Genomic DNA, 13,465 nt, shown 5'->3' with positions numbered 1-13,465 from the left:
ACAAAAAAGAGGAAATAAAAGGCTGAAACTTGCTATTAAAAATAAAAGATAGTAAAATGAAAACATTATGAGATGAGATGTACTAGGAAAAGTACAACAAGGCATATTGTATACAACAAACGAATATTGTATAATTTCCATGAGAAGAATTCATCTTTGTAGAAAGTTGGAAGGAGCAACGTAATGAGTTTTATTGATGTGATTAAAGAACGAGCTAAAAGTGAGAAAAAAAAGATTGTTTTGCCTGAGACCGGAGATCCCCGTACTCTTGAGGCTGCAGACACAGTGCTGAGAGAAGGGATCGCCGACATTATTCTTGTGGGAAACGAGGAGGAAATTTTAAGCCGCGCAGAGGGACTGGATCTTTCCAAGGCCTGTTTTGTAGATCCTAACAACTGCGAAAGACTCAATACATACATTGAATCTTTGTGCGAAGCCAGAAAGAGCAAGGGACTGCTCCCGGAGGATGCAAAAGAAATCCTGCTTTCTAATCCGCTGTTTTTCGGAGCGACTATGGTGCGTGCCGGAGATGCGGACGGCATGGTTGCGGGGGCAGTGAATTCATCCGCCAACGTTCTGCGGTCTGCCCTTCAGGTTGTCAAGACGGCTCCGGGGACAAGGATCGTTTCTGCCTTCTTCCTGATGGTAGTGCCGGATTGTGAACTCGGCGCCAACGGTACTTTTGTATTTGCAGACTGCGGACTGAATCAGAATCCCAATTCAGAACAGCTGGCAGCCATTGCCGGAAGTTCTGCGCAGACATTTAAACAGCTGGTGGGAGAAGAACCAAGGGTTGCAATGCTTTCCCATTCCACAGTGGGAAGCGCAAAACACGACGATGTGACAAAGGTTGTGGAAGCAACGGCGATCGCAAAAAGAGATTATCCGGACACACTGATCTGCGGAGAACTGCAGCTGGATGCGGCGATCGTTCCTGAGGTGGCGGCATCGAAGGCACCCAGAAGTGAAGTGGCAGGAAAAGCCAATGTACTCGTCTTCCCGGATCTGGATGCAGGAAATATCGGATACAAATTAGTCCAGAGACTGGCAAAAGCGGAAGCCTACGGCCCGGTTACCCAGGGGATTGCAAAGCCGGTCAATGACTTGTCCCGCGGATGCAAGGCGGAAGATATCGTCGGAGTTGTGGCAATCACGGCAGTGCAGGCACAGCTTACGGAGAATAATTAGAGGTTAAAAGATTAGAATATATAGGAGAATGAAGATGAAAGTTTTAGTTATTAATTGCGGAAGTTCCTCCCTCAAATACCAGCTGATCGATTCGGACACAGAAGATGTACTGGCAAAAGGTCTCTGTGAGAGGATCGGGATCGACGGAGCCCTGACCCATGAGCCTGCCGGAAAAGACAAGATCAAGACCACTCCTGCCATGCCGGACCACAAGACGGCCATCGGCATTGTGCTTGAACAGCTGACAGACAAAGAAAACGGCGTGATCACATCTTTAGACGAAATCAGTGCCGTGGGACACAGAGTCGTACACGGAGGAGAGAAGTTCACAAAATCCTGCATTATCACAGAGGATGTGTTAAAAGAGATCGAGGCGTGCAACGTATTCGCACCGCTCCATAACCCTGCGGCTCTGATCGGAATTGAGGCCTGCAGGGAACTCATGAAGGACAAACCTATGGCTGCTGTATTTGATACCGCATTCCATCAGACGATGCCGGAAAAGGCATTTCTCTATGGAATCCCGAGAAAGTATTACGATGAAGACGGAATCCGCCGCTATGGATTCCACGGGACTTCCCATCAGTTTGTCTCCCGTGAGGCTGCCAAGATGCTTGGAAAAGACATCAAAGATATCAATATTATTGTGTGCCATTTAGGAAACGGTGCCAGCGTCACAGCAGTCAAAGGCGGAGAGTCTGTGGATACTTCGATGGGACTGACACCGCTGGAGGGCCTGATCATGGGTACCCGTTCCGGAGACCTGGACCCGGCGATTCTTGAGTTCATCGCGAACAAAGAAAATAAAACCGTGTCTGAAGTAGTCAATATCTTAAACAAAGAATCCGGAGTGCTCGGACTGTCCGGCGGTATTTCTTCCGATTTCAGAGATGTCAAAGCCGCAAGGGCAGAGGGCAACAAAGCGGCTGCGGCTGCGATGGACGCTTATGTATACCGTGTAGCGAAATATATCGGAGCCTACACTGTGGCTATGAACGGGGTGGATGCCATCGCTTTCACTGCGGGACTGGGAGAAAATGACGACGCCACGAGAGCAGCGATTGGAGAATATTTGGATTGTATCGGTGCAAAGATCGATGCTGAAAAGAACGATGTGCACGGAAAAGCAGCGGTCATTTCAACGGATGATTCCAGAGTCAAAGTGCTCTGCATTCCGACCAACGAGGAAGTGATGATCGCAAGGGATACGGTAGCCCTTGTAAAATAAAATTACTTGACAAACAAATATCGCGTTTGTATAATAGACAAGTATGAAATTTTAGGAGATAGTATGCTGATTCAGTTATCAAAATTGTTATCAATGCCGGATCATGAAGAGACGGTGGAATGTTCCCTGGATATGGAGAAGCTTGTCCTCAGAAGAGAAAGTTATCCGATCCTGGAGAAGCCTTCTTTTCCGGTCATTTTAAAAAATGAAGGGAAGAGGACGGTTTCGGTCTCATTTCAGACAAGCATCACAGTCGGGATGCCCTGCGGCCGGTGTCTCACCGAGGTTCCGGAAAAGATCAGGCTCAGTGTCTTACGGACATTGGATTTTGATGACATAGAAGAAACTTGTAAGGATCAAGTATCTTTCGTAGATGGAAGCAGCCTCAATGTGGATAAGCTTATTCTTGAAGAAGTGATTCCCCTGCTGCCAACAAAGGTGTTATGCAGTGAAGACTGCAGAGGACTTTGTCCAGTGTGCGGAACGAATCTGAACAAGGAAGAGTGTGGCTGTGACCGGGCGGTTAAAGATCCACGGATGGCAGCTATCCAGGATATTTTTAAGAATTTTAAGGAGGTGTAATACCAATGTCAATCTGTCCAAAGAATAAATCTTCAAAAGCGAGAAGAGATAAACGTAGAGCAAACTGGAAAATGACTGCACCAGCTTTAGTAAAGTGCAGCAAGTGCGGTGAATTAATGATGCCTCACAGAGTGTGCAAAGCCTGCGGATCTTATAATAAAAGAGAAATCGTAAATGCTCAGTAAGAGTTGACAACAGCAGCATATGTTGTCATGAATTGCCATGCGTTTAGACTTTATGAGTTTAAGCGGATGGCATTTCTTTTCATCTGGTGATTTTGTATCAAGGAGGTTGCAAATGGAAAAGATAGTTAAAGTAGCGCTGGATGCCATGGGAGGGGACAATGCTCCCGGAGAGATCGTAAAAGGCGCGGTGGATGCGGTCAACGAGAACAGCAATATTAAAGTTTACCTTGTAGGAAAATCCCCGAGGATCCACGAGGAATTAAAGAAATACCGCTATAAGAGCGAGCAGATCGAAGTGATCAATGCAGAAGAAGAAATTTCTTGTGATGAATCACCGGTAGAGGCGATTCGTAAGAAGAAAGATTCTTCCATGGTAGTCGGGATGAAGATGGTAAAAGACCAGACTGCAGATGCATTTGTATCGGCCGGAAGTTCAGGGGCGATCCTCGTGGGAGGACAGTTCGTGGTGGGCAGGATCAAAGGGGTGAAGCGTGCTCCTCTGGCCGCTTTGATGCCGACTACAAAAGGTGTTTCCCTGATCATTGACAGCGGAGCCAATATGGATGCAAAACCGGAATACCTTCTGGAATTTGCGAAGATGGGTTCTATTTATATGGAAGATGTGGTAGGCATTAAAAATCCGAAAGTTGCCATCGTAAATGTAGGTGTGGAAGAGGCAAAGGGAAATGCGCTTGTCAAAGATACATTTCCTCTTTTGAAGGAATGTGAGGAGATCAACTTTACCGGAAGCATCGAGGCCAGGGAAATTCATTCCGGTCAGGCAGATGTGGTTGTCTGCGATGCCTTTGTGGGAAATGTGATCCTGAAGTTATCAGAAGGCCTGTCCTCAACGCTGATGTCAATCGTAAAAGACGGCATGATGCAGAGTATGAGAGGAAAGATCGGAGGCCTGCTCGTGAAGCCGTCACTGAAAAAGACCCTGAAACGCTTTGACGCGTCGGAGCACGGCGGAGCTCCTCTTCTCGGTCTGAACGGCCTGGTCGTGAAGATGCACGGAAGTTCCAAGGCAAAAGAGACGAAGAACGCGATCATCCAGTGTATTGCTTTTTCAGAGGCCAAAATCAATGAAAAGATCAAAGAACAGATTGTAAAGGAAAAATAAAAGGTATGAATCAATCAAATCAGGAAGATTTTCAGAAAAAAATCAAGATTCGTTTTCATGACAAGAAATTGCTGACAACTGCACTGACCCACAGTTCCTATGCAAATGAGCGGAAACTTTCCCGGGGGAAAGACAATGAACGGCTGGAGTTTTTGGGAGACGCAGTGCTGGAACTGATCATGAGTGACTATTTGTTTCACACATACAAAGACGAACCGGAGGGAAAACTGACCAAAATGAGAGCCAGCCTTGTCTGCGAGCCTACTCTGGCATTCTGTGCCAAGGATCTCTCTCTGGGCGATTATCTGCTGCTGAGCAAAGGGGAAGACCTGACCGGAGGAAGGGAGAGAGATTCCATTTTATCGGATGCGTTTGAGGCAGTGATCGGAGCCGTATATCTGGATCAGGGATTCGAGGAAGCCAGAAAGTTTGTGGAAACATATCTGCTCCAGGATGTAGATGAAAAAGTATTGTTTTATGACGCCAAGACTTCGCTTCAGGAACTTGTACAGAGTTTTTCCAAGCAGCCGCTTACTTATGAACTGATAAAGGAAGACGGGCCGGACCACCAGAAGACTTTCACGGTGGAGGCCAGGCTCGGGGAAAAAGTCATTGGGACAGGAACCGGAAGAAGCAAGAAAAGTGCGGAGCAGACGGCAGCCTATGAGGCAATGAAGCATAAGGACGGGATATTGAGGTAGCTATGTATCTGAAAAGCATTGAAGTGAATGGATTTAAATCCTTCGCCAACAAAATGATTTTTAAATTTGACAGCGGCATTACGGGAATCGTTGGTCCCAACGGAAGCGGAAAGAGCAATGTGGCGGATGCGGTCCGGTGGGTGCTCGGAGAACAGAGCGCAAAACAGCTCCGGGGCGCCAAGATGGAAGACGTGATTTTTTCCGGCACGGAGATGAGAAAGCCGATGGGTTCTGCTTACGTTGCCATCACTATGGACAACAGTGATCACAGCCTGCCGATCGGGTTTGAAGAGGTCACAGTGGCCAGGAGAGTCTACCGTTCCGGTGAAAGCGAATATCTGATGAACGGCAGTCCGTGCAGGCGAAAAGATATCGTGGAATTGTTTTTTGATACAGGAATAGGCAAAGAGGGCTATTCTATTATCGGACAGGGACAGATCGACCAGATTTTGAGCGGTAAGCCGGAGGACCGGAGAGAGCTGTTTGATGAGGCTGCCGGCATCGTAAAATATAAAAAGAATAAACTTGAGACAGAAAAATCTCTGGAGGCAGAACGGGAGAATTTAAACCGGGTAACGGATATTCTTACGGAACTGGAACGGCAGGTCGGCCCGCTGAAGACACAGTCTGAGAAGGCAAGGGAATATCTCTCATACAGGGACCGGCTGAAGGAATATGACACATCCATGTTCCTCATGGAAAACGGCCGGCTGTCCGATGAGATTGAGAGTCTGGATGAGAAGATCCGGATCGCCCAGGGAGAAGTGGATGACGCGGACAGGCGCCTGGAACAGACGAAAGCCGAATATGAGAAACAGGACCGGTATTTAAACGAGCTGAAACACGAGATCGAGACCGGGACGGAAGAGCTTTCTATAGCCAAAGTAGACAAAGAGAAACAGGAAGGCCAGATCAAGGTCTTAAAAGAACAGATGAACACGGAGCGGATGAGAGAGACGCATCTGTCGTCTGATATCCGCCGGCTTACCGGAGAAAAAGAGGACAAGCGCTCACAGCTTTCTGAACTTCAAAAAGAGGGCAGGGAGATCGAAGAGGCGGTTTTGAAAGCCCGGGAAGATACTGTGGAAAGAGAAAGCCAAGTCGCATTTCTCCAGAAGGATATTCAGGATACGGAGAAAGAACTTGAGAAGCTTCGCAGAAATCAGCAGAGTTTTGCCAACAATCAGATGAATCTCTCCAACAGGCTGCAGCATGTGGAGACTGTGAGAGAGCAGCTGGATGTGCGGATTCGCCATTTGATCTCGCAGGCAGAAAACTCCGGGCACCACAGGGCAGAGCAGGAGAAGAGAAAAGAACAGGAAGAATTTAAGAGGCTTGAGCTGGCGGAAGAAAAAAAACAGATCCTTAAGGAGTTGGAGACAGAGCAGGAGTTCTGCGGCAGACTGGGAAATGAGAGAAGATCCGTCCAGGAGGAGCTCACCCTGAAAAAGGAAGGCTTTCACAGGAGCCAGTCCAGTTATGAGACGTTAAGGAACATGGCGGAGCGCTATGAGGGATATGGATTCGGCATCAAGAGGGTGATGGAGCAGAAAGGGAGATATCCGGGCATCATCGGTGCCGTAGCAGATATCATGAAAGTCAGGAAAAAATATGAGCTTGCTGTGGAGACTGCCCTCGGAGGAGCCATTCAGAATGTAGTCACCGATACCCAGCAGACAGCAAAAGAAATGATCGAATTTCTGAAAAAAAACCGATATGGCAGGGTGACATTCCTTCCGCTCAGCGCAGTCAAACAGAGGGGCGGATTTCCAAGGCCTGAGGCAGTGCATGAGAAGGGAGTGATCGGCACCTGTGACTGTCTCGCAAGCTATGAAGACAGATTTTCAGAATTGTTCCAGTCACTTCTCGGCCGTGTACTCGTCGTGGAATCCATCGACGACGGGATACGGATCGCAGCAAAATACAAACACTCTTTCCGCATTGTAACGCTTGACGGGGATGCACTGAACCCCGGAGGTTCTATGTCCGGAGGTGCCTATAAGAATAAGAGCAATCTTCTCGGAAGAAACCGTGAAATAAAAGAACTTGAGCAAAAGCTGTTAAAGGACAGAGATGAAATTCTGCGTATCTCCAAAGTGCTTGAAGAAAAGACAGAGCAGTACGGGCAGGCGGAAGAGAAGATCAGCCGTTTAAAAGGCAGGATTCAGGAAAATACACTTCGGGAAAACACCGTGGTGATGACAATGAAATCCATTGACAAACAAATTCACGAGGAAGCAGAGAGGGAGCAGGAATACTTAGATCAGGCCCAAGCCCTGCGCCGGGAATACCGGTCCATGGATGGGGATGTGACATCTTTATCTGACAAAAAACAGGTGCTGGAGGAAGCAAATCAGACGGAAGAACAAAAGATTCACAGTCTTTCCAGACATCTGGAGGAAGCCAGACGCACGGCGGAAGAAAAGGCCAGGGAAGTTTCCGAGGCACATATGAAAGCCGGCCAGCTGAAGCAGCGCCAGGATTTCATCATGAGCAGCGGAGAACGGCTTCGCCTGGAGCTTTCAAAGATCGAAGAGGATCTTGAGGCACTTGGCAGGCAGACCGGTACTGTCGATTCGTCCATCGGAGACATTGAGCGGCAGATAGAAATATGCAGAGAGGCAGTTCATTCAAAGAGTCTCTGGATCGAAGAAGAAAAAAAGAATCTCTCTCATAAGCAGAAGAAGCTTTCAGAGACTGAGGAAAAGTATAAGGAAAGTCTGAAAGTCAGAGAAGAACTTATGCAGAGAGTCAACGGCTTCGACAAAGAAGTGCTGAGGCTTACATCTGCAAGGGAGAAGCTGGAGGAAAAACAGCAGGAACTTTTGGAATACATGTGGGAGAACTATGAACTTACATATCATCAGGCAAAGTCGGCGGCAGGTGAGGAGCCTCGGGAAAGCCTTACAGAATTAAAGAAGAAAATTGCTGAGATCAAGACACAGATCAGGGAACTGGGGCCGGTGAATGTCAACGCAATAGAGGACTACAGGGATGTTTTGGAGAGATATGAATTTTTGAAAAAACAGCACGAAGATATCGTAAAGGCTGAGGCACATCTGGCAGGGCTGATTGATGAACTGGAAGCTGCCATGAGGAATCAGTTCAGAGAGAAGTTTAAAGATATTCAGGAAATGTTCCAGAAGGTGTTCCAGGAACTTTTCGGGGGAGGATATGCAAGGCTCGAACTCACCGACGACGATGTGCTGGAGTCAGGTATCCGGATCATTGCACAGCCGCCGGGGAAAAAACTGCAGAATATGATGCAGCTTTCCGGAGGAGAAAAAGCTCTGACAGCTATTTCCCTTCTGTTTGCGATTCAAAATCTGAAACCTTCGCCGTTTTGTCTGCTGGATGAAATAGAGGCTGCACTGGATGATTCCAATGTAGCAAGATTTGCACAATACCTGCATAAGCTTACAAAAGAAACACAATTTATTGTAATTACCCACAGACGTGGTACAATGACAGCAGCGGATATTTTATATGGGATCACCATGCAGGAGAAAGGTATCTCCACGCTGGTGTCCGTGAGTCTGATCGAAAACGATCTGGACGAATAAAGCTGAGATGGGAAGGAGATTTGAAATGGCAGAAAAGAAAGGATTCTTCAGCAGACTGGCTGCGGGACTTACAAAGACCAGAGATAATATCGCCTCAGGCTTTGACTCTATTTTTAAAGGGTTTTCCAGCATTGACGATGATTTTTATGAAGAATTGGAAGAGATCATGATCATGAGCGACATGGGAATTGATACGACCATGAGCATCATTGAAAATCTGAAAAAGAAAGTAAAAGAAGAGAAGATCAAAGAGCCGGAAGAGTGCCGGCAGGTTCTCATTGATTCCATTAAGGAGCAGATGAAGCTGGGTGAAGAGGCATATGATTTTAAAGATAAAAAGAGCGTTGTGCTGGTCATCGGCGTCAATGGTGTAGGCAAGACTACATCGGTGGGCAAAATGGCATCCCTGCTGAAAGGCGAGGGGAAGAAGGTCATGATGGCGGCGGCGGATACATTCCGCGCGGGTGCTATTGAACAGCTGAAAGAGTGGGCAGGACGCGCCGGTGTAGATATCATCAGCCAGGCAGAAGGGGCGGACCCGGCAGCCGTTGTATACGATGCGGTTTCCGCTGCGAAAGCCAGGAATGTCGATGTGCTTTTGTGTGACACGGCCGGAAGGCTTCACAATAAAAAGAACCTGATGGATGAACTTAAGAAGATCAACCGCATTGTTGAGCGGGAGTATCCGGAAGCGTATAAGGAGACACTCATCGTACTGGACGGCACGACAGGGCAGAATGCTCTTGCACAGGCAAAACAGTTTAAAGAGGCCACAGACATCTCCGGTATTATTCTGACAAAGCTGGATGGTACAGCAAAGGGAGGCATCGCCATAGCAATCCAGGCAGAACTGGGAATTCCGGTAAAATATATCGGAATCGGTGAACAGGTGGATGACCTTCAGCCGTTTGATCCGGATATGTTTGTAAACGCACTGTTTGATAGAGGAGATGAGTAGATGTTAACATTAAACAAATTCGAAAAAGCGTATGACAAAGTACAGGAGATTGTTCTGCCCACAAAACTGATCAAAAGCGATTATTTTTCTGAGCAGACAGGCAACTTCGTTTATTTGAAGCCGGAAAACATGCAGCTGACCGGTGCCTATAAGATCCGGGGGGCATATTACAAGATCAGCACACTGAATGAAGAAGAAAAATCAAAAGGGCTGATCACCGCATCTGCCGGAAACCACGCGCAGGGAGTGGCGCTGGCTGCAAAGAGACAGGGAGTGAAGGCTACCATCGTTATGCCGACCACGACTCCGCTTTTGAAAGTCAACCGCACGAAAGACTTAGGCGCAAAAGTGGTCCTTTGCGGAGATGTCTATGATGAAGCGTGTGAACATGCGCTGAAGCTTGCACAGGAGAAAGGATTTACATTTGTGCATCCTTTTGATGATCTGGCGGTTGCAACGGGGCAGGGCACCATCGCGATGGATATCTTCAAGGAACTGCCCACTGTGGATTATATTTTAGTTCCGATCGGCGGAGGCGGACTGGCTACCGGAGTTTCTACTCTGGCAAAGCTGTTAAATCCAAAGATCAAAGTCATCGGTGTTGAGCCTGCGGGGGCGGCCTGCATGAAGGCTTCACTGGAGGCCGGAAAAGTTGTATCCTGCGAACATGTAAATACCATCGCTGACGGTACGGCTGTTCAGACCCCGGGGAAAAAGATCTTTCCTTACATACAAAATAACATCGACGACATTATTACGGTAGAAGATGAAGAACTGATTCCGTGCTTTCTGGATCTTTTGGAAAACCATAAGATGCTTGCAGAGAACTCAGGCCTTCTGACCATTGCGGCGCTGAAGCATCTGAAAGCAGAAGGAAAGAAAGTGGTTCCGATCATCAGCGGCGGGAATATGGATGTTATCACAATTGCATCTTTAGTACAGCACGGTCTGATCATCAGGGACAGGATTTTTACGGTTTCCGTATTTCTTCCGGACAAGCCGGGAGAGCTCACAAGAGTTTCAAAAGTCATTTCTCAGGCTCAGGGCAACATTGTAAAATTGGAACACAACCAGTTTGTAAGTATTAATAGAAACAGTGCAGTGGAGCTTACGATCACGATGGAAGCTTTCGGCACGGAGCACAAGAACAAAATCATAAAAGCGCTTCAGGACACCGGTTACAAACCGGAGATCAGAAGCTCAAAAAGTGTATTTTAGCAGTTTTTACAAAGGAAAAAAGAAGTTATCAAAAAAACAGTTTTTGCAGAAGACAGAAACTGTTTTTTTTGCACTTTTTAGCGCATTACAGTGTAACAAAATGTGCAAAATTAAGGTTAACAAAATTAACAAAAAAAGGACGGAAAAAGTGTATTAAATTTTGTACAATTTGTTGTATAAAGTCCCCTTTTTATGTTATAATAGGTTTATGAAACAGATGTCAGCAATTTGATCTTGTAAAGGACAGCATCGGTTACGTTCTTAGCTATTCAGAATTTGATTTTACGTAGATTAGGAAGTGTGATTTTGACCATTTGCAAGGACAAAATGGTGAAATTTGCACTTTTTTTATTAGCTTGTACATATAATACTTAGTATGTATTTGAAGGAGGAGGATTTATCCCATGGAAACAAACATTAGCAAAGAGGACTTATATTTATTTCAGACGGGAAAAGCGCAGAAAGCATATTTAATGTTTGGATGCCATTACTTGAAAGAAGCGGATGCCCACGAGTTTGTGGTATGGGCACCAAATGCCAAGTCTGTCAGTCTGGTCGGAGACTTTAATCAGTGGAATCCGCTTTCACATCCGATGAAGCAGACAGAACCGGGGATTTACTCGATCCAGGTAGAAGGACTGGAAAAAGGGGATTTATATAAATACTACGTGGAAGGCATGGACGGCAAATGCAGATATAAGAGTGATCCATTCGCATTCTATTCAGAGATGAGACCGGATACGGCATCTGTTGTGTGGGATGAGCTGGACGGTTTCTCGTGGAGGGACAAGCGCTATTTAAGCCGCAGAAAGAAAAAACAGGATGTCAGCCAGCCGATGTCTGTTTACGAGATGCACCTGGGCACATGGAAGATGCCGAAAGAGGAAGAGAGGGAGTTTTATAATTACCGTGAGATTGCAGACATGCTTGTTCCGTATCTGCAGAAGATGGGGTATACCCATGTAGAACTGATGCCGGTGACAGAATACCCGTATGATCTTTCCTGGGGGTATCAGGTAACCGGATATTATTCAGTGACTTCCCGCTACGGCACACCGGAAGATTTTATGTATTTTATAGATAAGCTCCACCGGGCAGATATCGGTGTGATCTTAGACTGGGTGCCTGCACATTTTCCGAGGGATGAACACGGACTTGCACTGTTTGACGGGTCCCATATTTATGACCACGCAGATCCGAGAAAAGGAAGCCAGCCGGACTGGGGCACACTGCTGTTTAACTATGGAAAACCGGAAGTGCAGAGTTTCCTGATCTCCAGCGCCGTATTTTTTGCGGAGAAATATCACATCGACGGTATCCGGATCGATGCGGTCAGTGCCATGCTGTATCTGGATTTCGGCAAAAAGCCGGGAGAGTTTGTGCCAAATGAAGACGGCACCAATATCAATTACGAAGCCGTGGATTTCCTGAAAAATTTAAACCGCACGATGCGTTCTAACTTTGAAGGATTTATCACTGTGGCGGAAGAGTCTACCGCTTTTCCGAAAGTCACAAGCGCTGTTGACGATGAAGAAGGACTTGGATTTACATATAAGTGGAACATGGGATACATGCATGATTCCCTCTATTACATGGAACTGGATTCCCTGTTCCGGAAAGAAAACCATGGAGCCATTGTATTCTCTATGGACTATGCGTACAGTGAAAATTATATCCTGCCATACTCACACGATGAAGTTGTGCACGGTAAAGGTTCCATGATCAACAAAATGTTCGGAGAATACGAGCAGAAGTTTGGGTCACTGAAAACACTGTATGGATTTATGTTTGCTCATCCGGGAAAGAAACTGCTGTTCATGGGCGACGACTTTGCGCAGTTTGTAGAGTGGAGAGACAAGGAAGAGTTAGACTGGTTCCTGATCGATGAATATGAGACACATAAAACCATGAACGATTATGTGGCGAAGTTAAACGAACTTTACTGCAGCGAACCGGCTCTGTACGAACTGGACAACAAACCGGAAGGATTTGAATGGCTGCTGCAGAGAGATGCAGATCACAGCATTGTAGCATTCATCAGAAAATCTAAAAAGCGCAGAGGAAAACCTCAGGAGCAGATTGTATGTATCTTTAACTTTACTCCGGTAGAGTGGGATAAGTACCATATCCCGATGCCGAAAGACGGAAAGCTTACAAAGATTCTGGATACCGGGGAGAAGGCTTACGGAGGATCCGGAGAGGTCAGCCAGAAGTCGGCGAAAGTCCGGAAAAAGAAGATCAAAGGAAAGAGAAACGCCTACGAGCATTATGCGGTCATCACCTTAAAACCGCTCAGTGCTGTTATGTATAGATATACGCTGGAGGACACTCCGGCCAAGAAGAAGGCGGAACCAAAGAAGACAGCAGCAAAGAAGCCGTCACCGAAAGCAGCCGGGACTGCAAAAGCTGAAGCTGTAAAGACACCGGTGAAAAAAGAAGTTTCTGTAGTTACAGAACCGGCATCGGCAGCAGAGACAACCCTGAAGACAGCAGAAGTTCAGGCGAAAAAGGAGACTCCAAAAGCCGCCGGACCGGCAGCAGGGAAGAAAGCTGAAAAACCGGAAGCAAAAAAAGAACAGACAACAAAAGATATACAAAAACCTAAAAAGAAGGAGGCCGAAAAAGAAACAAAGCAGCAGACCGAAGATTCTACTAAAAAGAAAACAGCAGCGAAGAGTGCAGATAAAAAAGAAGAAACAAAATAGGCATTGTGAGAAGG

Annotated in this window: 10 protein-coding genes; all 10 read left to right on the top strand. The window is 46.6% G+C overall.

What is annotated here, in order from left to right; all coding sequences use genetic code 11:
• Positions 1 to 183: 183 nt before the first annotated feature.
• The 10 genes from pta to glgB all read left to right on the top strand — a co-directional run bounded on the left by pta (position 184) and on the right by glgB (position 13,451).
• A complete protein-coding gene (gene pta / locus ANCC_RS11135) occupies positions 184 to 1,188 on the top strand; it encodes a phosphate acetyltransferase (protein ID WP_006565854.1) in 1,005 nt (334 codons plus the stop codon).
• Between the two features lie 34 nt (positions 1,189 to 1,222).
• Positions 1,223 to 2,416 carry an acetate/propionate family kinase gene (locus tag ANCC_RS11130; protein WP_039946194.1) on the top strand — a complete coding sequence of 398 codons (1,194 nt, stop codon included), beginning with the start codon at positions 1,223 to 1,225 and terminating at the stop codon, positions 2,414 to 2,416.
• 63 nt (positions 2,417 to 2,479) lie between these two features.
• Positions 2,480 to 2,998, top strand: coding sequence for a YceD family protein (locus tag ANCC_RS11125; protein WP_006565852.1), 519 nt, complete (start codon positions 2,480 to 2,482; stop codon positions 2,996 to 2,998).
• A gap of 5 nt (positions 2,999 to 3,003) precedes the next feature.
• A complete protein-coding gene (gene rpmF, locus ANCC_RS11120; protein WP_006565851.1) occupies positions 3,004 to 3,183 on the top strand; it encodes a 50S ribosomal protein L32 in 180 nt (59 codons plus the stop codon).
• Between the two features lie 112 nt (positions 3,184 to 3,295).
• Positions 3,296 to 4,306, top strand: a complete 1,011-nt coding sequence (plsX, locus tag ANCC_RS11115) for a phosphate acyltransferase PlsX (RefSeq protein ID WP_006565850.1) — start codon at positions 3,296 to 3,298, stop codon at positions 4,304 to 4,306.
• A 5-nt stretch (positions 4,307 to 4,311) separates the two neighbouring features.
• Entirely contained in the window at positions 4,312 to 5,007 is a 696-nt protein-coding gene (gene rnc, locus ANCC_RS11110) for a ribonuclease III (RefSeq protein WP_006565849.1), read from the top strand.
• Between the two features lie 2 nt (positions 5,008 to 5,009).
• Positions 5,010 to 8,570 (top strand): chromosome segregation protein SMC, encoded by a 3,561-nt coding sequence (gene smc, locus ANCC_RS11105; protein WP_006565848.1) that lies wholly within the window; start codon positions 5,010 to 5,012, stop codon positions 8,568 to 8,570.
• A gap of 25 nt (positions 8,571 to 8,595) precedes the next feature.
• Positions 8,596 to 9,528, top strand: a complete 933-nt coding sequence (gene ftsY, locus ANCC_RS11100) for a signal recognition particle-docking protein FtsY (RefSeq protein ID WP_009290489.1) — start codon at positions 8,596 to 8,598, stop codon at positions 9,526 to 9,528.
• On the top strand, positions 9,529 to 10,746 hold the full coding sequence (gene ilvA / locus ANCC_RS11095; protein ID WP_006565846.1) for a threonine ammonia-lyase: 1,218 nt from the start codon (positions 9,529 to 9,531) through the stop codon (positions 10,744 to 10,746).
• A 404-nt stretch (positions 10,747 to 11,150) separates the two neighbouring features.
• Positions 11,151 to 13,451, top strand: a complete 2,301-nt coding sequence (glgB, locus tag ANCC_RS11090) for a 1,4-alpha-glucan branching protein GlgB (RefSeq protein WP_006565844.1) — start codon at positions 11,151 to 11,153, stop codon at positions 13,449 to 13,451.
• Positions 13,452 to 13,465: the final 14 nt, after the last annotated feature.

Origin of the sequence: Anaerostipes caccae L1-92 (assembly GCF_014467075.1) — a bacterium.
Classification (GTDB): domain Bacteria; phylum Bacillota; class Clostridia; order Lachnospirales; family Lachnospiraceae; genus Anaerostipes; species Anaerostipes caccae.
Note: the sequence above shows the minus strand (reverse complement) of the source record. Positions and strands in the feature narration are given on the sequence as shown.

What these genes read in the sequence shown, in the direction of transcription:
- pta (WP_006565854.1), top strand. Translation starts at nt 184, where the DNA reads ATGAGTTTTATTGATGTGATTAAAGAACGAGCTAAAAGTGAGAAAAAA.
- ANCC_RS11130 (WP_039946194.1), top strand. Translation starts at nt 1,223, where the DNA reads ATGAAAGTTTTAGTTATTAATTGCGGAAGTTCCTCCCTCAAATACCAG.
- ANCC_RS11125 (WP_006565852.1), top strand. Translation starts at nt 2,480, where the DNA reads ATGCTGATTCAGTTATCAAAATTGTTATCAATGCCGGATCATGAAGAG.
- rpmF (WP_006565851.1), top strand. Translation starts at nt 3,004, where the DNA reads ATGTCAATCTGTCCAAAGAATAAATCTTCAAAAGCGAGAAGAGATAAA.
- plsX (WP_006565850.1), top strand. Translation starts at nt 3,296, where the DNA reads ATGGAAAAGATAGTTAAAGTAGCGCTGGATGCCATGGGAGGGGACAAT.
- rnc (WP_006565849.1), top strand. Translation starts at nt 4,312, where the DNA reads ATGAATCAATCAAATCAGGAAGATTTTCAGAAAAAAATCAAGATTCGT.
- smc (WP_006565848.1), top strand. Translation starts at nt 5,010, where the DNA reads ATGTATCTGAAAAGCATTGAAGTGAATGGATTTAAATCCTTCGCCAAC.
- ftsY (WP_009290489.1), top strand. Translation starts at nt 8,596, where the DNA reads ATGGCAGAAAAGAAAGGATTCTTCAGCAGACTGGCTGCGGGACTTACA.
- ilvA (WP_006565846.1), top strand. Translation starts at nt 9,529, where the DNA reads ATGTTAACATTAAACAAATTCGAAAAAGCGTATGACAAAGTACAGGAG.
- glgB (WP_006565844.1), top strand. Translation starts at nt 11,151, where the DNA reads ATGGAAACAAACATTAGCAAAGAGGACTTATATTTATTTCAGACGGGA.